Genomic DNA, 22,858 nt, shown 5'->3' with positions numbered 1-22,858 from the left:
CTAATCCTTTAATTTTACAGAGAACAATTTACTAATTCCCTTCTCTTCCATTGTAACACCATACATAGTCTTTGCAATCTCCATTGTTAGCTTCCTGTGTGTTATGATTATAAACTGAATTCCTTTAAGAGTTAAAAGGTAATCAGCATATCTCTTGATATTTGCATCGTCAAGGGCCGCATCAATTTCATCTAGGATACAAAAAGATGCTGGTCTATACTTTAATAGAGCGAACAAGAGAGCTACTGCAGTCAGGGACCTTTCCCCACCAGATAATAATGAAAGAGATTGTAATCTCTTACCTGGAGGCGAAGCCTTGATCTCAATTCCCGATTCTAAGACATCTCCCTCTATACTTATCTCTGCTCGACCGCCATTAAATAAAATTTTGAAAATCTCAGTAAAGTTCCCAGAAATTTCTTCCATAGCTTCGTTAAATAATTTTTTCATTTCATGGTCGAGCTTGTTTAGAATAGATTTTATTTCTTCCTTAGAATTAATCAAGTCATCCCTTTGTGAAGTGTAAAAATCGCATCTCTCTTTTACAAGTTTGTACTCTTCAATAGAAGAAATATTTACTTCTCCATAATCGCGAACTTTTTTCTTTAATCTTCTAAGAGTTCCCTCTTTTAAGTCCTTTAGATTTTCGTCAATAAAGTCATGATAATCTAGGATGTCGTAGTCTTCCTTTAACCTATCCACTTCACTAGAAATTTTATTTCTATTCATTTCAATTTTTAGTTCAGTTTTTTCTATTTCAGAACTTATTATTAGGAATTTCTCCTTAAGGTTTGAAAGCTCCTCTCTCTTGTCTAAGTAAGCTTTATTTTTCTCATCTAAGTCCTTCTTAACTTCCTCTAATTTGAGATTTAAGTTGTCTATAAATTCCCTAATTTCTTCAAGAGATTTTTTATTTTCTTCATTAGATTTAGTCTTTGCTTCAATATTAGCTTGAGACTCTTCTAATATTTTCTTATTATTATCAAGTTTTTCATCAATCGCAGAAATTTCAGACTTTATTCTTTCAATTTCCCTGGACTTGTAGAGGATTTTTTCTCTATTTTCCCTTTCAAGTAGTTGAATTTCTATTTTTTCATTCTTTAATCCTTCAATTTCTTTTGAAAGTTCTTCTAGCCTATCTCCACTATCAACTTCTTCTAAGAGCTCTTCAAGTAACTTATTCTTGCTTTCAATTTGAAGCTTGTTGTCCTCTAAACTATTTAAGTCTGCTTTAATATTTTCTTCAAGCTCATCTCTTTCTCTTAGATACTTGTTTAAGTACTGGGAGTTAAGCTCATTGTCATTTTTATTTTTGTAAATATTTGACTCAATTTCATTAATCTTGAGGCTTATAGAATTTCTCTTTTCCATATAGGTGCCTGCAAAATCATTGAGGCCTGAAATTTTTTCTTCAACTTCCTTCTTTTCTGCTTCAAGTTTTTTAAGTTGACTTTGAACTCCCTTAAACTTATTTTGAAAATCAGTAATTTCATTTTTACGCAAGATAAAAGAACTATTGTAGTTGTTAAGTGACCCACCTGTTATGGCTCCCGATGGATTAAAGACCTCACCCTTTAGAGTTACAACCTTAAGCTTATGTTTTTTTGAAATCCTTGAGGCATTTTTAAAATTGTCAGCTATTATAACTCTTCCAAGCAAATTATAAAAAATTCCCTTAAATACTTCATCAAACTTTATTAAGTCACAAGCTATGCCAACCATACCTTCTTCTTTGGAGTTAATACTCACTCTACTTCCAGAAACTCTGTCTAGTGGAAGAAAAGTCGCCCTTCCCATCTTATTTTTTTCCAAGATTTTTAACATCTCTGAGGTATCCTTAGTAGAGGATACAATTATGTTTTGGGACATGGACCCAAGAGCAACAGAAATTGCTCTTTCGAAATCTTTTTCCACATAAAATTTTTCTGCAACAGGACCATAAAGTGAATCCTTGAAAATATTGTTTTTTGAAGAAAAATTCATAAAGGATTTGACAGTCCTGTTGTAGCCTTCGTAGTTGGATTCCATATTTTCAAGAATCTTTAACCTTGCAAGGATTTCATTTCCTTCATTTTTTCTTTCTATTAAATCAGATTCAAGCTTTTTATTTTCATCATCAAGTCTCAAAAGATCTTTTTTGGTTTTTTCAAAGTCTTGGTCATCACTTTCTAGTTTTTCCTTTAAATTTTTTAATTCTAAAGTATCCCTATCAATGATTTTTTCAAATTCAGTTTGATTTTCTCTTAGATTTTCTATGGACTTATCAAGATTAGACTTCCTGTTGTTTTTTTCTTCTATTATATCTTCAAGGGTTTCGCTCTTGAATTTTATATTTTCTATTTCATTTTTTAGCTTATTTTTATTTTCAAAATTTAAGTTGCCAAGATCTTCTAGGTTCTTAAAGTCGGCTTCTAATTTTTTTATTAAGTCTTCTTTTATATTTAGTTTTTCAAGAATTTCTTCTTTGGAAGAATTTAATACTTCCCTATCTTTTTCAATTTCACCTATTAATTCTCTTGACTTTAGTAATTCTTTATCTATGCTTTCATTTTCAAAGCCAATTCTTTCAATATCCCTTTTTAGAGAATTTATTTTTTCCTCATCTAGGTTTATTTCTAAATTTAACTTATCAAAGTCTTCTTTGTAACTACTTAATTTTTCACTAGAAGTCTCGTTTTCTTCCTTAAGACCTTCAAGCTTTTCTTGAATTTCTTCCAGATTTTTGGATAAATCTTCCCTATTATTTATGATTTGATCAGAATCGGACTTTAAAACTTCAAGTTCCTTGACCTTGTCGAGTAAGTCCTCTTCACGTTTTTTCATATCCTTGCAAGAAAAGTTTATGTCGTAAATCTTCAGTTCTTCATAATCTTTTAAATAGGACTCAGCTTTTTCTGCTTGAGTTTTTAAGTTTTGTTCCTGAACTTCTATTTCTGAAAGAATATCTTCAATCCTAATGAGGTTCTCCTCTGTCTTTAAAAGTTTATTCTTAGATTGAATTTTCTTATACTTGTACTTTGAAATTCCTGCAGCCTCTTCAAAGATATTTCTCCTGTCTTCAGGTTTAGAACTAAGGACAGACTCAATCTTTCCTTGACCTATAACAGAGTAGCCGTCCTTACCAATTCCTGTATCCATAAAGAGTTCTTTAATGTCTTTAAGCCTGCACTTCTTGTTGTTAATTAAGAATTCACTTTCAAGGGACCTATACATTCTCCTAGTTACAGAAACTTCGCTATAATCCACATTAAGGGACTTATCTGAGTTGTCAAATACAATAGTTACCTCAGCCATGCCTAGGGGCTTTTTGGAGTCAGTTCCAGAAAAAATTACATCCTCCATCTTACTTCCACGAAGGTTTTTGGCAGAAGATTCCCCCAATACCCAGGTTATTGCATCTGTAATATTACTTTTTCCACTTCCATTGGGTCCGACAATTGCCGTAGTGGTTTCATCTAATTCAATTTTTGTTCTATTTGCAAAGGACTTAAAGCCCTGCATAGTAACGGATTTTAAAAACATTTGCTCACCTGTAGTAGTTTCTCACATCAATAACTTCGTCTTTCTTTGACAAAATTTCCACTTCAAAATCAGATAAATTTTTTTGCCTAAGATTTATTTTTTTTATTCCAATTTTTTTTATAATTTCCTTCTTGTTCTCTGACCCTTGTCCGCTAATGTTAGAAATATTTTTCCCTTGGGCAAGTAGTGTAATTTCATCAGCAAGATTATTCGAATCCATAAAATAATTTATAAGTGCATTTTTAAAATAAAAAGATTCTACCAATTGCCTATAAGCTGGATGAAAGGCACCTGCCACAATATCTACACCATAGTTTATATTATCTGTTGGCTGAAGACCAACCCTTATTACATTAATATTATTTTTATAATAAATATTTAGAATATCAGCCACATATTTTATTGAATCTCCTAATTCAAGGGACTTGTATGATCCCTTTTCAAGATTTTTACAAAGGGCTGTCTCTTTTATAACAAGTGTTGGATATATCCTAACGCAATAGGGCTTTAATTTTACGAATTCCCCTGCAGTATAAAGAGATTTTTCTAAAGTATCTCCTGGTAATCCCACCATTTGTTGGAGACCTAACTTAAATCCATAAGACTTGATTAGATTGGCAGCTTCATATACACAAGATGCATCGTGTCCCCTGTTGGATAACTTTAAAACTTTAGGATCAAGACTTTGAACCCCAAGTTCAATTATATCTACTCCATACTTTTTTAAGTTTTCTAAAATTTCATCATCTATGGCATCTGGTCTTGTTGAAAGTCTTATATACTTAACTAGGTCTTTTTCCTTATATGAATGAGCCACCTTTAAAAATCCAACTTGTTCTTCAAGTGGGATAGCAGTAAAGCTTCCACCATAAAATGCAACTTCAACATTATCCTTCCTCTTAAAATAAGAAAGATATTCCAAAATAGTATCTTCAACATCACTATTTGAAATATCTGTAGACATACCTGTAATTTTTCTCTGGTTACAAAAAACGCAATCATTGGGGCAACCGTAGTGAGGAATGAAAATAGGTATAATATTTCTCTTAGACATTCCTTTTCCTTTCTAGAGCTTCCCTTGCAGCTTCCTGTTGAGATTCCTTCTTAGTCTTGCCAGATCCTCTACCAGCCAAAACTTCATCTAAGTATAATTCTGTAAAGAAAGTTTTGTCATTATCAGGTCCCTCTTCTTTTACCAGTTTATACTCAGCTTTTTGACCAGACCTTTGGACCTCTTCTTGCAGCATAGTTTTGAAGTCAATATTAAAGAGCTTATATCCATCTTCTTTTAAGAATTCATCAAATAAATTCAAGACTATTTTCTTTGCATTATTAAAGTTTGAATCCAGGAAAATAGCCCCAATTAGAGCCTCCAAAGCATCAGCAGAGGTTGACTCCCTCTTGTTGCCGCCATTTTTCTTTTCCCCTTTGCCAAATCTTATAAAGTCTCCCAGTTCCAGACCCTTGGAAATGAAAAATAAGACCTTCTCATTAACAGACTCTGCCCTCATCTTAGTTAAAGACCCTTCTAGGTCTCTTGGAAAGCTTTTATAAAAATACTCTCCAATAACTAGACCGAGAACAGCATCCCCAAGAAATTCAAGTCTTTCATTGCTTTCATATTGTTTCATTTTGTTTTCATTTACAAAAGATGAATGAGTTAGGGCGGTTTCTAAAAGACCTTTATCCTTAAAATTATAATTTAATTTTTTTTCAAGATTTTTTAAGTTGGAAAAGATCATGTAATTATTGTTCCAAATCTTCTACATATTCTATTACATCGCCAATAGTCTTTAACTTTTCAAGATCTTCTTCAGAAACTTCTGTCTCAAATTCTTCTTCTATAGTCATTACAAGTTCTACAAGTTCAATAGAATCAGCATTTAAGTCATCTTGAAAGTTCATATCTTCTGTAAGATCATCTTGATCAATGTTAAATTGTTCAGCAATAATTTGTAAAATTCTATCCTTCATTATTTTTCCACCTTATCTTTTATTTTTTCTACAATATTAGATTCTGCTATATCTATGGCGTACTTAGCAGCATTTTTTATAGCTCTAGCATCAGAATTTCCATGGGCCTTAATAATATTTCCATCAATTCCCAATAGAATTGTACCCCCAACTTCTTTAGCATCTAGATTTTTAAGCTTCTTCATCAAAAATTCAGTAAAAGCCTTTTTACTTTTGTCATCTAGGTCTGAAGTTGCAATCCCGTGAAATATACTTTTTGTTGTAAAATCTACAAGACCTTCAATAGATTTAAGAAGAACATTTCCATCAAATCCATCACAAACTAGTAGGTCTACATCATTGTCCATAATATCTCTAGCTTCCACATTACCTACAAAGTTTAAATCAGATTCTTTTAATTTTTGGTAGGCACCTTTATAAAGAGTATTGCCCTTGCCTTCTTCTGCACCCACATTTAAAAGTCCAATTTTTGGATTTTCTATCTTATAGTATTCTCGTAAAAAGACATCGCCTAAAATTGCGAATTCTTCTAAGAGTTCTGGGCTTGTGTCCATATTGGCACCTGAATCTATAACAAGTGTATTTGACTTAAGACCTGGGATTAGAGTTGGAAGAACTCCTCTTTTTATTCCCTGTATCCTACCTACAATAAAGATTCCACCGCCTAATAAAGCGCCAGTACTTCCTGCAGAAATAAATGCATCAGCCTTCTTTTCTTTTAATAGGGTCAAGGCCTTTACAATAGAAGAATCTTTCTTTTTTCTTAAAGCAAAAACAGGTTCTTCATTATTTTCTATATTTTCACTTGCATCCACTATTTCAACTTTATCTTTATTATAATCTAAACCTTGAAGATTTTCTTTTATAAAGTCTTCTCTTCCCACAAGGATGACTTCATTATTGAATTCGTTGGAAGCATCAATAGCTCCCTTAAGGATTTCAAGCTTGTTGTCGCCACCATTTATATCAAATATTAATTTCATTTCGACCTCCATTAATAAACTTAATATTATATTAAATGACTAAAAAAATCAATCTTTTGCCATTATTTAATAAGATTTCTTAACTTCTATCGAAACAAGCAAAATTATAATTTAGCTGTATGATGAATATTACTTTTTTTCTAATGATGCTAATTTTAATTTCCTAAAAAGAAATTCATTTCTATTCAAGTCCCTCTTAAATTAAATTAACTTCCTTAAAATCCAAATAAACGTAAGCCATCAAAGTTAAAATTTTATTTTCTACAAGCTAATAAAAAATCATTAAGTAGGATTTTTTACAACTTATTAAACATTCACGACTTTATAAAAATTCATCACTTATTAAAATTTCATAGTTCAGCATTAATCTACAAGAGTTTCAAGTTTTACTAATTAATAAGAAAATATTAACTTGATAAGTTTCATAAACAAATTGCTTATTACTTCACATAAATTTATAACTAATCAATTCCAAAAAACAATTATTTAAATACCATCAAGCTGCAATAAGAAAAATGAAGTCATAGAAAATATAAAAGTCAATAAAAAAACTCGCTCAAGTTTCCTCAAGCGAGTTAAATTTATTTATTTAGAAATTGTATTATTTGACAAAAATTATTCTTCACCTTCTGCTAATGCAAGATAACCTTCGTATCTTTCCTTAGCATTTTCTTCAGCAACTTCGTAAAGTTTTTCTGCTCTTTCAGGGAATAACTTCTTAAGAGATGTATATCTTACTTCTCCATCAAGGAAGTCTCTGAATGGTTTAGTTGGTTCTTTAGAGTCTAAGATGAATGGATTCTTTCCTTCTTCTTTAAGTTCAGGGTTGAATCTGTATAGGTGCCAGTAACCTGTTTCAACAGCTTTCTTTTCTTCTTCAATTGAGAAGCCCATACCTACTCTAATACCGTGGTTAATACATGGTGCGTAAGCAATGATTAATGATGGACCATTGTAAGCTTCAGCTTCTTTAATTGCCTTGTAAGCTTGGTTCTTGTCAGCACCAAGAGCAATTTGAGCTACATATACATAACCATAAGTTGTTGCCATTAGACCAAGATCTTTCTTCTTAGTTAACTTACCAGCTGCTGCGAATTGTGCAATTGCTGCTGTTGGAGTTGACTTAGATGCTTGACCACCAGTGTTTGAATAAACTTCAGTATCAAGAACAAGGATGTTGATGTTTTCACCAGATGCTAGAACGTGGTCAACTCCACCGAATCCGATGTCGTAAGCCCAACCGTCTCCACCAATGATCCATTGACTCTTCTTAATTAAGAATCTTTCAAGACCCTTAAGGTCATCAATGATTTCATCTGCCTTGTCGTTGCCGAATTTCTTATCAAGAACTTTTACTACACTTGCACTTGCTGCCTTAGAAGTTTTGTAGTCATCCATTCCTTCAATCCAAGTCTTGAATGCTTCGTTTGCTTCTGCATCAAGGTTAAGTTCAATGAAGTCTTCCATAAGGTTTTTAATTCTATTTCTTGTTTGAGTTTGAGAAACAGCCATACCATATCCATATTCAGCATTATCTTCGAATAGGGAGTTAGCCCATGATGGTCCATTTCCACAATCGTCAGTACAATATGGCATTGATGGCGCTGATCCACCCCAGATTGATGAACAACCTGTAGCATTAGCAATACTCATTCTATCTCCAAATAATTGTGTAACAAGTTTTACATAAGGAGTTTCTCCACAACCTGCACATGCTCCTGAGAATTCAAGATATGGAGTTTGGAATTGAGAATTCTTGAAGTTGTTTGGTTCAATATTTTCTTGTTTTGATTTTATATTTTCAAATGCATATTCCCAGTTAGCTGCTTGAACATCTAATTCATTTTCGAATGGTGACATAACAAGTGCTTTTTCTTTTGCTGGACATACTTGAGCACAGTTTCCACAACCTGTACAGTCTAGTGGAGAAACTTGCATTCTGTATTCATAATTTTCAAGTCCCTTACCTCTAGCCTTAACTGTTTCAAAGCTTTCTGGTGCATTAGCCTTTTCTTTTTCATCAGCTAGGAAAGGTCTAATTACTGCGTGAGGACAAACTAGTGAACATTGGTTACATTGGATACAGTTTTCGCTCTTCCAGTGAGGAACATTAACTGCAATACCTCTCTTTTCGTAACGGCTTGTTCCTGATGGGAATGTTCCGTCAACCATGTTGATGAAAGTTGATACAGGAAGATCGTTACCTTCTTGTCTGTTCATTGGGATTAGGATGTTGTTGATAAATTCAGGAGCTCCATTGATTTTGAAGTTCTTAGTTGTATCAGCATCTCTCCAAGAATCCTTAACTTCTACCTTGTGAAGAGCTCCAATACCTTGATCTACTGCAGCGTAGTTCATATTAACAATATCGTCACCCTTTGCACCGTAATCTTTTACGATAGCTTGTTTTAGAAGTTTAACAGCTTCATCTAGTGGAAGTACTTGAGAAAGGTTAAAGAATGCAGCTTGCATTACCATGTTAGTTCTTCCGCCAAGTCCAACTTCTGCAGCTATTTTAGTAGCGTTGATTGTGTAGAATTCAATTTCATTTTCAGCAATATATTTCTTCATATATCCTGGAAGGTGTTCGTCAAGTTCTTCGTCATTCCAAATAGTATTTAGTAGGAACTTTCCACCCTTCTTAAGTCCTCTTAATAGGTCATAAGAGTAGACGTAAGATTGTTTTGAACATGAAATGAAGTCAGTTTCTGTTAGTAGGTAAGTTGATGTAATTCTGTTGTGACCAAATCTTAAGTGAGACATTGTAACCCCACCAGATTTTTTAGAGTCATAGTCAAAGTAACCTTGTGCATACATGTCAGTGTTATCACCGATAATCTTGATAGCAGATTTGTTTGCACCTACAGTACCGTCAGATCCGAATCCCCAGAACTTACATCTAATAGTTCCTTCAGGTTCAGTTGTGATGTTTTCTTTAATTTCAAGTGATTTGTGAGTTACATCATCAACAATACCAATTGTGAAGTCGTTCTTAGGTTGGTCAGCTTTAAGGTTTTCGTAAACTGTTAGGATATCTGTTGGGTTAGTGTCCTTTGAACCTAGACCATAGATACCACCAACGATAAGTGGTTTTTTATCTGATTCGTAGAAAGCATCTCTAATGTCAAGGTAAAGTGGTTGTCCAACTGCTCCCTTTTCCTTAGTTCTATCAAGAACTGCAATTCTTTCAACAGTTTCTGGAATTGCTGCCATTAAGTGCTTAATTGAGAAAGGTCTGTAAAGATGAACTTTAATAAGTCCTGTCTTTTGTCCCTTTGCATTTAAATAATCAACAACTTCTTCTATTGTTTCAGTTACTGATCCCATTGCTACGATAATATCAGTAGCATCTTTTGCACCGTAGTAGTTGAATAGGTTGTATTCTCTACCAGTTAATTTAGAAATGTCCTTCATATAACCTTCAGTGATATCAATGATATCAGTGTAATAGTGGTTTGAAGCTTCAATTTCTTGGAAGTAGATATCAGGGTTTTGTGCAGTACCTCTAATTTCGGGTCCGTTAGGGTTAAGAGCTCTTTGTTTGAAAGCCTTAACTGCTTCTTTATCTACTAGTTTTGCTAAATCATCGTAATTAAGTACTTCAATTTTTTGAACTTCGTGAGATGTTCTAAAGCCATCAAAGAAGTGAATGAAAGGTAAACTTCCCTTGATAGCAGCTAAGTGAGCAACCCCAGCTAAGTCCATTGCTTCTTGAACTGAACCAGATGCTAACATAGCAAGTCCTGCAGCTCTTGCTGCCATAACGTCTTGGTGGTCTCCAAAGATTGAAAGTGCGTGTGATGCTAGTGCTCTAGCAGCAACGTGGAATACACCTGGAAGTAATTCCCCTGCTATCTTGTACATGTTAGGTAGCATAAGTAATAAACCTTGAGATGCTGTGTAAGTTGATGTTAAAGATCCAGCTTGTAGTGAACCGTGAACAGCTCCAGCAGCTCCTCCTTCAGATTGTAACTCCTTAACCAATACTTCTTGACCGAAGATGTTCTTTCTTCCGTGAGAAGCCCAAGCATCAATATGCTCAGCCATTGGTGAAGAAGGTGTGATTGGGTAAATACAAGCAACGTCAGAGAACGCATAAGCTACGTGAGCGGCTGCTTCATTACCGTCCATTGTTTTAAATGTTTTAGACATATTTGCCTCCTAATTATTAATAATATAAATATTAACTAACCATACTGTTTATATTATAGGACTTAATTTAATAAATTTCAATAATATTATTAATAAAAGTCTTAGAAAGATTGAAATTAGCGAATTACGAAAGGCATTCCATAGTACGGAATTTTACTTTTTATTTTTCTATTTTCTACTACTATTAATAATAGTAAATAAAAACTTATACCTAAGTTATAACTAAAATATTTTTAATCTTTCATTCCACCCATAAGTCTATTATTTAAGGCTTCTGCAGGATTGTATCCCAACTCTTTTTGCTTGTAGTTTTTAGTTGCTACTTCAATTATGAGGGCTGTATGTCTTCCTGGCTTAACTGGTATGTCAAACCTAACAACATCTATTCCAAGTATGCTTTGGTATTTGTTATCTAGTCCAAGCCTTTCATATTCCTTTGACTCGTCCCAATCTTCTAAGTTTACAACTACCTCTATTTCCTTTTCTTCCATTACAAAGCCAACGCCAAACATTTTTTGGATGTCAATAATGCCAACTCCCCTTATCTCCATAAAATATTTTGTTATTTCTGGTGACTTTCCAATTAGTCTCTTATCTAAGTTTTTTATAATAACTGAGTCATCAGAAATTAATCTTGCACCATTAGAAATAAGATCTAGGGCAGTTTCACTTTTACCTATTCCACTTCTACCAGTTATTAAAACTCCAATACCAGATATATCTAAGAGAACGCCATGCATCCTCATAGTTGGTGCGAGCTCATCTTCTACAAGTGAAATTATTTTGCTGAAGACTTTTGAAGTTGAGTCAGGACTCCTTAGAATTGTTACATTATATTTTTTTGCAAGTTCTATGGCTTGGTGAAATATTTCAGCATTTCTAGAAAAAATTACTGCAGGAATGTCATAGATAAATAATTTTTCTAGGGTTTCATATCTCATCTTATCGTCCATAGCATTTATATAGTGCCACTCTTGAGTTCCTATAAGCTGAATCCTATCCTTAACAAAGTTTGAGTAGTAACCATTAAGTTGCAAACCAGGTCTATTGATGTCACTGCTTTCTATTTCAATATCCTTGTAGTCTGTCGATGCGTGAACGAGTTCAAATTTTAATTCATCAACTATATATTTTATCTTAACGCCCATTATTTCCTCCCCTAAAGTGCTGGTAAATGGAATTAGCACTTGCTTCATTCATAGATTCAACTTCCATTAATTCTTCTAGACTTGCATTTTTTATCTTGTCAATTGATTTAAAGTGCTTTAAGAGGTTTTCCTTTCTCTTTGGTCCAATTAATTTTATATCATCAAGTTCTGACTTAAACATAGTCTTTGACCTTAAATTTCTGTGATAATTTATTGCAAACCTGTGAGCCTCTTCTTGAATTTTATAAATCATCTTATAGGCACGTGAGTTTAAATCAATTTTAAATTCCTCATTGTTGTAAATAATTCCACGAGTCTTGTGAAAGTCATCCTTTACAAGTCCACAAATTTCTAAATTTAATTTCAACTTGCCTAAGATTTCTTTGGCAGCATTGACTTGTCCCTTGCCACCGTCCATCATTATAAGGTCTGGGAAATTTGAAAAGGAAGATGACTTCGAAGTTTTCTTTTCTTCAACTCCCCTTGTAAATCTCCTCTCGATAACTTCTTTCAAACTCGAATAGTCATCGGGTCCCACAACACTTTTTATTCTAAATTTTCTGTAGTCACTTTTCTTAGAGTCTCCATCTTCAAAGACCACCATAGACCCTACAGACTCAACTCCAGAGATATTTGAAATATCGTAAGCTTCTATCCTCCTAGGAGTTTCCTTTAGACCAAGTAGATCCCTAATATCTTCAAGGGCCTTTTTATTTGTTTCAGCACGCTTCTTGAACTTGTCACCATACTTTTCAATCATATCCAGGGCATTCCTCTTAACCATCTTAACAAGTTCCTTCTTGTTGCCCTTAATTGGAACTACAATGTTAACCTTATTGCCCCTCTTTTCTGTGAGCCAGTCTTCTAACAATTTAAGATCAAGAGGTTTTTCTTCTATTATAATTTCCTTTGGTATATAAGATGCCCCAATGTAAAATTGCTTCACAAAAGACGAAAAGATTTCTTCATAGGAATCATTGTAATAGTCCCTTATCATGTAGTGCTCACGACCAATAATTTTTCCATTTCTAAAGAAGAAGATTTGAATGATAACTTCATCAATTCCCTTGGCAAGGGCAATAATGTCCTTGTCGTCGTTGGCTTCTGGGTCAGAAATAAGTTGTCTTTCCTTTAAGTATTCAAGATTTTTAATTCTGTCACGAATGTCTGCTGCATTTTCATAATCAAGATTTCTCGAATAGTCCATCATCTTCTCGTGAAGCTTATCCACTAGCTTACTGTTTGATGAAGATAAAAAACTTAGGACTTCTTCAACCATTAAATTATAATCCTCATCTTTTACTTCTCCAGTGCAGGGTCCCAGACACTTGCCAATGTAGTAGTTTAAGCAGGGCCTAAAGGGTTTTTCTTCCACATTTTCAAGATTCAAGTTGCAGGTCCTAAGGGGATAAATTCTCTCAAAGGTTTCAATAGAGCCATTTACTGCAAAGACATCTGGATAGGGTCCAAAGTATTTTGCTCCGTCCTTGGCAACCCTTCTTGTCTTCATAACCCTTGGAAACCTCTCGTTGACCTTGACCTTAATGTAGGGATACTGCTTATCATCACGCAAGAGGATGTTGTATTTTGGAAGATTGTCCTTTATCAGATTGGATTCCAGCACTAGGGACTCAACTTCATTTTCTACTATTATATATTCGAAGTCGTGAATCTTTGACACCATGCTGGCAACTTTTTTTGAGGACTTTCCATAGGATCCAAAGTATTGTCTAACTCTTTTTCTAAGAGATTTAGCTTTTCCAACATAGATTATCTCATCTAATTCATTTTTCATTATATAAACTCCTGGTTTGTCAGGAAGTTTATCAAGCCTTTCTCTTAAATCTAACAATTATCTATACCTCTCTCGTTGCTTCTTTCAAGTATTCTAAAATTTCTCCTTCAAGATGTGGACTTAACTTTTCAAAAACTTCGTTGTGGTAGGAATTTAAAACTTCTACTTGTCTATCTGTCAAAAGACTCACATCAATTGCATTAAGTTCAAAGGGACAGATGGAAATTGTCTTAAACTTATTAAAGATTGAGTCCACAGTTTCGCAGTCGTAGACAACCCTCATAATATTTTCAATCCTTATTCCATGCTTGCCTTCCTTGTAAACTCCTGGCTCATTGGATACAATCATGCCTTCTTTCATTCTAACTGCAGGATCCCTTGGAGAAATTCTCTGTGGTCCCTCGTGAACTGAAAGGACAAATCCAATTCCATGGCCAGTGCCACACTTGTAGTCCATCCTCTCTTGCCATAGGGCATATCTTGCAATCCCATCAAGGGCTAGGTCATAAGTTCCCTTTAAGAAAACTGCGTCCATTAAGTTTATATGGCTCTTAAGTGTCAAGGTGTAATCCCTTATCTCTTCTTCACCTAATTCTCCCATGGCAATTGTCCTTGTTATATCAGTTGTCCCTGAATAGTATTGTCCACCTGAGTCTACAAGATAAAGTCCCTTGTCTTCTATTATTGCTTGGCTTTCCTTTGTGGCATGATAGTGCATCATGGCAGCGTTGGAGCCATAGGCAGAGATTGTGTCAAAGGAATTGGAAATATAAAGTGGGTCCTCTCCACGAAGTCCATCTAGCTTCATAGCAGCTTGGTATTCTCCAATTTTATTTTTTACATTCTTCTTTAACCAATAGATGAACTTAAAGAGTGCCACTCCATCTCTAACATAAGTGTCTTCAAGATTTTTTATTTCAACTTCGTTCTTTATAGCCTTTAGGTCTTCTGAAATATTTCTTCCAAAGATAATTTCATTCTTATCGCAAAGGCCCTTGTAAATTCTTTCGTTAATAGATGCAGGGTCAAGATAAATTTTCTCGTCCTTATAAGTTTCTAAATATTCATAAAAATCTGAGTAATCTTTTATTTCTAAGACTTTATACAGTTCTTCTTCTATCTTCTTTGTCTTAGACCTATTTGTAAACAAGATTACCTTATCATCTTCAATTATCATAAAGGAAATTAAAACTGGCGTGTCCTTTATGTCCAAGCCACGAAGATTAAGAGTCCAGCCAATGTCAACAAGTGAAGAAACCACTGTCATTTTGGCATTTTTCATTTTTAAAACTGCTCTAATTTCAGAAATTTTTTCTGTTGCTGACTTGCCCGCATATTTTATATCCAACAAAAAGGCATCATCAGATGGAAAGTCATACCTATCTTCCCAAAGGTCCTTTATCAAATCTATATCAAGAATTTTAATATTCTTATTTTTCAATTTCTTTGAAATAGAAGAAAACTCTTGATGAGAAAAATATTCTGCATTAAGACCAAGGGTCATTCCCTCTTTCATGTTTTCTGCAATCCACTCATCATAATTTAAGACTCCAGCTTGTCCTTGTTTTTTAAGTTCAAAGCCAAAATCTTTTATCTCTCTTGCAGCTTGAATGTAATATCTTCCATCAGTCCAAAGGAAAGCCTCATCTCTTGTCACTACAGCAGTCCCTTGTGAACCAGTAAAGCCCGTCAAAAATTCTCTTTCCTTGTAATAATCTGGCAGATACTCTGACCCATGAGGATCCTTTGTTGGCACAAGATAAAAATCTATTTTATTTTCTTCCATTAAGTTTCGTATTTTATTTAAAATCACATTATCACTTCCTAAGTCCTATCTTATCACAAGAGAAAAATTGGGCAAAGAAAAAAGTCCGGTTAAATATTTTCAACCGAACTTTATTGAAATTTAAGTTATCTTATTTATCTGATTCAGTATAAATTTGTGTAGGTCCATCAGCTCCACCAATCATTTCTACTTCACCATCTTGAGTCATTTTTCTCCACTCATCCTTGGAAATTTTCCTATTTATTAATTTTTCCATTTGAGTTTTTGTCAGACCATGATTCTCTTTTGCAATAGTTTTATTTACAAAGAATCCTGTAAAAAATGACAAACATATAAGAAATATAGCTAAACCTTTCTTCAAAATATTACCTCCTTTTTATTACTTTCTAGGATTTGTTATTATGCTAAATCGACTGCTTTCTCCCATAATATTTTAAAATAAAAAGTAATATACAATTTCCCACCATGTGTAACTTATATATACTAATAAGAGTAGTACTATTATCAATATACTTTTAATTATTAAAGCTTGATTTTCCTTAGTAATTTTCTTATTAACATAAAAATTTATAGTTTTATACCCTCCATACAATATAGGAATGTTGATTACAATGCACATTAAATTTAAGTAAGAGTTTATAAATTTATCAGAACCTAAAAAGTAAATATTATATTTCCTGCCAAAAAATTTAAGACTAACAAATAATATTAAACTTAGTAATGAAATTCCATACATAGTTCTTTTTTTATTAGTACGCTTATTTAATAAATAAACTAATATTAAGTATATTATTATACTTATGATGTAAATTAAAAGCTGTTTTGTCCTCAACTTATCTCTCCTTTTAATATTTATTAATCAGTACACATTCTTCCATCACTATCATAACTACTTATGTTTATTTTATAAGTCAATGGATTTACAGACTGATTAATTATAATAACTTTGTAAATACTTACACTATTAGCTTTAATTTTTAAATTTGTAGTTTTATCGAATCTTGCCTCATATATTAAATTTCCATTTTCTTGTATGATAATTGTGTAATCAACTCCACCTTTACAATACATCTCACTTGTTCTCACAGTAAAACCATTGTGGTCTTTTCCATAAATTGAATTCATATTAAATGTATAAGACTCATGATCTAATCCTTCAATTCTAATTTTTTCATCTACATTTGCTGATCTTAATTCATTAGTTGGAATTTTATATAAATCTAACTTCTCATACTCTTCATCTGTTATTTCTTCAACTACATTGTCCACATTTACATAAACTTCTTTTATTTCTTTTGTATCTGAAATAACTTCGTTTTCATCTACTACTACGGCATTTGTAATTACGGGTATGTACAACATTAATAAAAATACTAAAGTAAATGTACCTGATATTGTTTTTTTCCAATTTTTCATGGTCAGCATCCTTTCTCTAGTTGGGCTTAAATTTAAGACAAATTTATCATTTCCTCTTTGTCTTTCTACTAATTTAAGCAGTGACTGGCAATAATTTTTTCTGTTTTCTAGGTTATCTCCTATTTTTTCTATAACTATTTTGTCGCAGTTTATCTCTATATCTTCTTCAAAATATTTTAAGCTAAGTATTAAAAATGGATTATACCAGTAAAGACATATTATTAAATTTTTTAAGTGACTTAATGCAATATGATATTTTTCTATATGAACTAGCTCATGTGTTAATACATGATTTAATAAATCATAATCCTTTAAAATACTTTCTTGTAAAATTATTTTTGGTTTCACTATCCCATAGGTTATAGGCGTATCTATTTCATCATTAATATAAATTTTAACTTCTCTTTTTATATTAAATTTTTTTTGACATTTATTTAAATGAGTTCTTTCTTTTAATTCATAAGAATTACTAATAACGTTTTTAAATTTTATAAATTGATATAGTGTATAAATAACAAGTAAAATTGAGCCAACTATCCTATTAATCCTTGATAGTGACGGAAATTTGTATGTAATATTTATTGCTGCTTGATTTATCAAAATTGATGGTGCAAAAATTATTTTTATAAATTTTGATCCTTCATAGGTTTCTAAACTGAATAGTATATCTTTTGGAAATATTAAATAGATTAAAAGAAGAGTCCATAATATAGTATTGGCACCTTTAATACTTTTTAAATTTAATCTCTTTCTAAAAATTAAAATTATAAATATTATTAAAATAGACTTTAAACTTTTATAAAGAAGTGCTGAACTTACTAAACCTATTCTCATTTTTCTAACTTTTCAAAATCTTTAATTATATCTTTCATCTCTTGAATTTCTTCTTTACTTATTTTTTTATCCTTTAAAAATGTTTTACAAAAACTTATAAAAGAACCTTGAAAGAATTTATCTATGGCTTCTTCTCTTTGTTCCTGCAAAGCTTCTTCTCTTGTAACTATGGGTTTTATTGTGTACTTAGGATACCTCCTTGCTATTGCTCCCTTTTCTAAAAGTCTGCCAAAAAATGTGTAGCAGGATGTTTTACCCAAGTCGTATTTTTCATATAATACTTTTGATAGTTCTAAGGCTTGAATTTCTCCATTTTCATCTAAGCATTCGCCTTCCCACAAAACTTCCATTACCATTAGTTCTCCATTTGATAGCTCCATTTTTTTCACCCCATAAATCATTTTATTTTTGTCGACATTTATATTTTCATCTTGAGTATATAGTATCGCTTTATCTTTGTCAAGTTTTAATAAAAGAAAAAAGTCCGGTCTCCCGAACTTTCTCCTCTTTATTAAATTTATTTTTAAAATTCAATTGTAACTTTGAATAAGTCTCCGTCAATATCAATGTCAAAGCTTGCTCCGTGAGCTCTCACAAAGGAGGATGCTATTGATAGACCAAGACCTGATCCTGAAGTTGTCCTTGATTTTTCTCCACGAGTGAATCTTTCCATAAGTTCCTCTGCAGAAATATTAAGTGGATACTTAGAAATGTTTTTTATTGTAAGCTGAACTCCCCCTTCATCTCTTAGGTCTACATAAACTCTTGAGTTTTCTAGGGCATACTTAGAAATATTTGAGAATAAGTTGTCTAAGACTCTTGAGAATTTTTGTCCATCAATCTTAAGCATAACTTTTTCTTCAGGAAGATTGGAAATTATCTCAATATTGTTTTCTTTAATTTTATCTTCCCACTCTCCTATTGATTGGGCAACGAGAGAATTAAAATCAAGCTCTTGTCTATCAAGTTCAATGTTATTTGATGTTGCCTTTGAAACTTCAAACAAGTCTTCGATTAAGACTCTTAACTTGTTGGACTTTTCGTTAATTATCTTTGCATACTCTTTAGCTTCCTCTTGTGAATTATCTTCCTTTGAAAGCAAGTCAGAATAATTGAGTATTGAAGTAAGAGGTGTCTTTAGGTCGTGACTCACATTTGTTATAAGTTCAGTCTTTAACCTTTCAGACTTAACTGCATCTTCAATAGCATTGTCTAAGTTAGATCCAATGTTGTTAAAGTTATCAACTATGCCGTCATAAAGTCCACCAGTTTTTTCAATCTTCTTCTTATAGTTTCCGCCTACAATTTCGCTTGCTTCCTTATTAATTCTCGCAACTTGGTTAATGTTTTTAAGAATTATAAAGTAGATAAAGCCTGCAAAAATAATCATAGGAATAAGAATTGCTTCAGATGCTGTTGCAAACATGCCTGCGAAGAACATTAAGAGTAGAAATACTACAATGCACAAGACAAGATAAACAAGGGTGAATTTCATCTTGGCATTGTTTATTTCCTTATTATCGAATTTGTCTACTCTTGAAAATTCTGCAATGCTTGCCTTAAAGGCCCTATAGATTAAAGCATTTTCTACTAAATAATTTTCTGTATTCTTATTAAAGATTGACTTTATAAGAATTACAAAATAGTTTGCTGTTAGAGAAATTATCATAAGACCTACTAGGTATAAGGCATAAAAGATAAATAGGTTGGTATAAACTTGATTCATGCTTGATATTCCTGCACTGGAAATTACAAATATTATAAATAAGATAATCACAGCTTCTATTGGAAACTTGAAAACTTTTCTCAAGCTTTCACTGCCGTCAACTTTTTCCATATTCATAAATAGTCCAACAAGAAGAGATAGTATTGCAGCTATTAATACGCTAACTCCAATTTGTACTATAACTTGATCTCTAAAGACATCTCTTTCAATATCTTTAAAGACTTCATCGTCTAATGATGCGTAATAAGCAAACTTTAAATTTTTTACGTCGTTTTTGCTATTTATTTCATTAAAATAGTCGTTCATCTTAGATTTAAAAGATTTATCAATAAAACTATAATCACTATCCATAAGTCTTTGAGTCTTTTGAACTTTGTCTATAATAATTCTATTGTGTTGGACTGAACCTGTGATTAAGAAATCATTATTTCTCAATTCAATATCTAGTGGATCAAATTCATTTTTTTCATATTCATTAGTTAAGTAAAAAGTTTTGTACTCAGATTTTAATTCTGGTTGTTCTAGCATCCAAGCTTCTAAATAGTCTTTTGGATCAAGTCCCTTGGCCTTAAGTTCATCCTTTTTCTTTTGAGCATCAATAGTTGCCCTTTCTAAAATCTCATTTCCACTTTGATCAAAATATTTTAACTTATATGACTTAATAGCATAATTAAAAGAAGCCCCACCACTATAATAATTGTCATTAACTGACTGGGCTAGAGTGTCATAAATTCTTTGCTCTGTCAAAATTCTTCTATAAGAAGAGCTAGGATCCCTTGAAAATAAAAATATACCTGCTAAAAGTGAAATAAGTGATATACCTAAAATTATTAAAGCATAATAGGATAATTTGTAAGAATTTTTTTTCATTATTTTCGCCTCAAATCTTCGAACTTATATCCAAGACCCCACTGGACTTTTAAGTACATTGGCTTCTTTGGATTTACTTCGATTTTCTCTCTAATACGTCTGATGTGAACTGTCACAGTCTTTGCCTCCATGGCTGGTTCATTCCAGACACTTTCGTAAATTTCTTCAATGGAAAAAACCCTGTTGGGATTCTTCATCAAGAGTTCCAAAATTTTAAACTCAATAGAAGTAAGTGCCACTGGCTTGTCCTCTACATAGGCAATTTTTTGTGACAAGTCTAACTTGATGCTGCCTATCTCAATAAAGTTCCTGTCCTTTTTTAAATCATAGGCATAAAATCTTCTCAGGTTGCTCTTCACTCGAGCAATGAGTTCCATTGGATTGAAGGGCTTTTGAACATAATCATCAGCACCAATGTTGAGTCCAAAAATTTTGTCTGTGTCCTCTGATTTTGCAGATAGGATAATTATTGGGACAAAGGAAACTTCTCTTAACTTAATTATTGCTTCCTCGCCAGAAAGTTTTGGCATCATGAGGTCCATTATAATTAAATCAATTTTTTCATTTTTAAAAATTTCTAGAGCTTCAAGTCCATCTTCAGCATAAAAAATTTCAAAATTTTCATTTTTTAGATAAATTCCAATGGACCTTGCGATTTCCTTATCGTCCTCGGCAATTAAAATACTATACTTATCCATTACATCCCTCCTTCTGACTTTATAATAGCAAATAATAATTACAAAACTTCTTACTAATTCTTACAAATTTATTAATTCTTAATTCAAAAAGCTTTTATTACAAGAGTCCTTGCAAGATAGATTGCAAAGAGAGATAAAACTATGCTAAGGCCTGCATAAAAAATTCCTGTACCAAACTTTTGATTGTCTCCCAAGTTAAAAATTTCAAAGGCAAAAGTTGAAAAGGTAGTAAAGCCTCCACAAAAACCAACCTTTAAAAATAAAACAAGTCTTGAGTCCAAATTATTTTTCTCTGCGTAAAAAGCTATGAGGCCAATTAAAAATGATCCCACTACATTTATTAAAAAAGTTCCAAGAGGGAAGTCCCCATGACTTTTTATTGCAGTGGATAAAAAATATCTTAGTAGAGAGCCCAAGGCTCCACCGAGTCCAACAAAAAAGTACAATTTTTTTCCTTTCTATACATACAAATATTGTTACTTAAAAGTGAATGTGTTAAAATTTATTCAACATTATTATATGAGAAATGAGGTTTATTGTGAAGAAATATTATGGTATGAAACTTGAATATGAAGTTGACGACAAGCCAGATTTTTTGAAATCATCTCTACTTGGTTTTCAAAATATTTTGACTGCCTTTAGTGGTATTATTGCAGTGCCACTTAGTATTGCTGCTATCGCTGGCACAAATGTTTATGATACTTCGGTACTTATCTCTGCTGCCCTTCTTGCTTCGGGTATATGTTCATTTATCCAAACAAGAGGGATTTTTAATGGCAAGGCCAAGGTTGGTATAGGTCTACCGACAATTATGGGAACGGACTTTGGATTTGTTCCACCAGCCAACGCTGTTATTAATACCATGGGCGGAGGTCTTGCTGGTTACTATGGCGCTACAATTTTGGGTGCCCTATTAGAATTAATTCTAAGCTTTTTTATAAAGCCACTACTTAAATTCTTCCCAGAAGTTGTAACTGGAACTGTAATCACTCTTATTGGTATTACAATGATGCCTGTTGCCTTTGACTGGGTTGGAGGAGGTTATGGAGCAGAAAATTATGGGGACCCACTCTTTATTGGGATAGCTGTCTTCACCTTCTTGCTTATAATTTTTATAAATCATTATGGAAAGGGCTTTGCAACAACAGCATCAGTTGTCATTGCCATGACTATTTCATACTTAATTTGTATTCCGCTAAATCTTGTTGACTTTTCACAAGTAGCTGCTGCTCCTTGGATAAGAATTCCAAGTTTATTTCCCTTTGGACTTAAATTTGATTTGAAATTTGTCATCCCCTTCATAGCAGGCTACCTTGTTACAATTATTGAAACTGTTGGAGTTATGAAAACTCTTGGCGAAGTTTGTGAAGTTGATCTTGATGACAACGACATTGCATCTGGTGTAAGAGCAGACGCTATTGGCTCAATGCTTTCTCCAGTTTTTGGATCTGGTGCAGCCCAAACCTTTAGTCAAAACGTTGGACTTATTCCACTTACAAAGTGTGCATCAAAAAAAGTTGCAATTTACTCTTCATTTATTTTGATTATAATGAGTCTTTGTCCAAAGTTTGCAACTCTTGTTTCTATTATGCCAACACCAATCCTTGGTGGAGCAGGTATCCTTATGTTTGGAACAATTTTAGGTTCAGGTATGCAGGCCCTATCAAGAGCTAAGTTCTCATCAAAGAACCTAATGATTATTGCTGGTGGCATTGGAGTTGGAATTGGTATTACAATGAAACCAGATATAGTCGCAAAACTTCCAAGCATAATTGCAGCTCTCTTCTCTTCAGGTATTTCTGGAGGAACTATTGTAGCTGTCATTTTAAACATCTTGTTAGTAGATAAGGAATATTAATTAAACTGCCTAAGGGCAGTTTTTTTATTTTCAAAAGATTTTTATTTATTTCCTGTGATATAATAAAAAAAGCAACTTTTAAACTCTTAATCGAAA

General features: G+C 32.7%; 16 protein-coding genes. 1 reads left to right on the top strand and 15 read right to left on the bottom strand.

Annotated elements, in window-relative coordinates:
* From smc to crcB, 15 genes are all read right to left on the bottom strand, one after another.
* Nucleotides 1-3,522: a chromosome segregation protein SMC gene (gene smc / locus CAN42_RS05770; protein WP_085875908.1), complete on the bottom strand. Its 3,522-nt coding sequence runs from the start codon at nucleotides 3,520-3,522 to the stop codon at nucleotides 1-3.
* A gap of 4 nt (nucleotides 3,523-3,526) precedes the next feature.
* Entirely contained in the window at nucleotides 3,527-4,576 is a 1,050-nt protein-coding gene (locus tag CAN42_RS05765) for an elongator complex protein 3 (RefSeq protein WP_085875907.1), read from the bottom strand.
* A complete protein-coding gene (rnc, locus tag CAN42_RS05760; RefSeq protein ID WP_085875906.1) occupies nucleotides 4,569-5,264 on the bottom strand; it encodes a ribonuclease III in 696 nt (231 codons plus the stop codon). The genes CAN42_RS05765 and rnc overlap by 8 nt, the downstream gene beginning before the upstream one ends.
* Before the next feature lie 4 nt (nucleotides 5,265-5,268).
* Complete coding sequence (gene acpP, locus CAN42_RS05755) at nucleotides 5,269-5,496, bottom strand: acyl carrier protein (RefSeq protein ID WP_062571094.1); 228 nt, start codon at nucleotides 5,494-5,496, stop codon at nucleotides 5,269-5,271.
* Nucleotides 5,496-6,479 (bottom strand): phosphate acyltransferase PlsX, encoded by a 984-nt coding sequence (gene plsX / locus CAN42_RS05750; protein WP_085875905.1) that lies wholly within the window; start codon nucleotides 6,477-6,479, stop codon nucleotides 5,496-5,498. Before plsX ends, acpP begins: the two co-directional genes overlap by 1 nt.
* 615 nt (nucleotides 6,480-7,094) lie before the next feature.
* The gene (gene nifJ / locus CAN42_RS05745) at nucleotides 7,095-10,631 is read right to left on the bottom strand and encodes a pyruvate:ferredoxin (flavodoxin) oxidoreductase (RefSeq protein ID WP_085875904.1); all 3,537 of its coding nucleotides are present in this window, start codon (nucleotides 10,629-10,631) and stop codon (nucleotides 7,095-7,097) included.
* Between the two features lie 233 nt (nucleotides 10,632-10,864).
* Nucleotides 10,865-11,779, bottom strand: a complete 915-nt coding sequence (hprK, locus tag CAN42_RS05740; protein ID WP_085875903.1) for an HPr(Ser) kinase/phosphatase — start codon at nucleotides 11,777-11,779, stop codon at nucleotides 10,865-10,867.
* Nucleotides 11,769-13,631, bottom strand: a complete 1,863-nt coding sequence (uvrC, locus tag CAN42_RS05735; RefSeq protein ID WP_085875902.1) for an excinuclease ABC subunit UvrC — start codon at nucleotides 13,629-13,631, stop codon at nucleotides 11,769-11,771. Before uvrC ends, hprK begins: the two co-directional genes overlap by 11 nt.
* A gap of 4 nt (nucleotides 13,632-13,635) precedes the next feature.
* Nucleotides 13,636-15,387 (bottom strand): aminopeptidase P family protein, encoded by a 1,752-nt coding sequence (locus tag CAN42_RS05730; RefSeq protein WP_085875901.1) that lies wholly within the window; start codon nucleotides 15,385-15,387, stop codon nucleotides 13,636-13,638.
* Nucleotides 15,388-15,490: 103 nt separating this feature from the next.
* Nucleotides 15,491-15,721 (bottom strand): hypothetical protein, encoded by a 231-nt coding sequence (locus CAN42_RS05725; protein ID WP_085875900.1) that lies wholly within the window; start codon nucleotides 15,719-15,721, stop codon nucleotides 15,491-15,493.
* Nucleotides 15,722-16,215: 494 nt separating this feature from the next.
* On the bottom strand, nucleotides 16,216-17,610 hold the full coding sequence (locus CAN42_RS05715) for a M56 family metallopeptidase (RefSeq protein ID WP_062571086.1): 1,395 nt from the start codon (nucleotides 17,608-17,610) through the stop codon (nucleotides 16,216-16,218).
* Complete coding sequence (locus tag CAN42_RS05710) at nucleotides 17,607-17,990, bottom strand: BlaI/MecI/CopY family transcriptional regulator (RefSeq protein WP_085875899.1); 384 nt, start codon at nucleotides 17,988-17,990, stop codon at nucleotides 17,607-17,609. The genes CAN42_RS05715 and CAN42_RS05710 overlap by 4 nt, the downstream gene beginning before the upstream one ends.
* 143 nt (nucleotides 17,991-18,133) lie before the next feature.
* A complete protein-coding gene (locus tag CAN42_RS05705; protein ID WP_085875898.1) occupies nucleotides 18,134-20,206 on the bottom strand; it encodes a sensor histidine kinase in 2,073 nt (690 codons plus the stop codon).
* Complete coding sequence (locus CAN42_RS05700) at nucleotides 20,206-20,904, bottom strand: response regulator transcription factor (RefSeq protein WP_062571084.1); 699 nt, start codon at nucleotides 20,902-20,904, stop codon at nucleotides 20,206-20,208. The genes CAN42_RS05705 and CAN42_RS05700 overlap by 1 nt, the downstream gene beginning before the upstream one ends.
* A gap of 83 nt (nucleotides 20,905-20,987) precedes the next feature.
* The gene (gene crcB, locus CAN42_RS05695; RefSeq protein WP_085875897.1) at nucleotides 20,988-21,350 is read right to left on the bottom strand and encodes a fluoride efflux transporter CrcB; all 363 of its coding nucleotides are present in this window, start codon (nucleotides 21,348-21,350) and stop codon (nucleotides 20,988-20,990) included.
* A gap of 92 nt (nucleotides 21,351-21,442) precedes the next feature.
* On the opposite strand from crcB, the gene CAN42_RS05690 reads away from it, so the two are divergent.
* Complete coding sequence (locus tag CAN42_RS05690; RefSeq protein WP_245149854.1) at nucleotides 21,443-22,762, top strand: uracil-xanthine permease family protein; 1,320 nt, start codon at nucleotides 21,443-21,445, stop codon at nucleotides 22,760-22,762.
* Nucleotides 22,763-22,858: the final 96 nt, after the last annotated feature.

It is taken from the genome of Peptoniphilus vaginalis (assembly GCF_900176605.1).
GTDB lineage: Bacteria > Bacillota > Clostridia > Tissierellales > Peptoniphilaceae > Peptoniphilus_A > Peptoniphilus_A vaginalis.
Note: the sequence above shows the minus strand (reverse complement) of the source record. Positions and strands in the feature narration are given on the sequence as shown.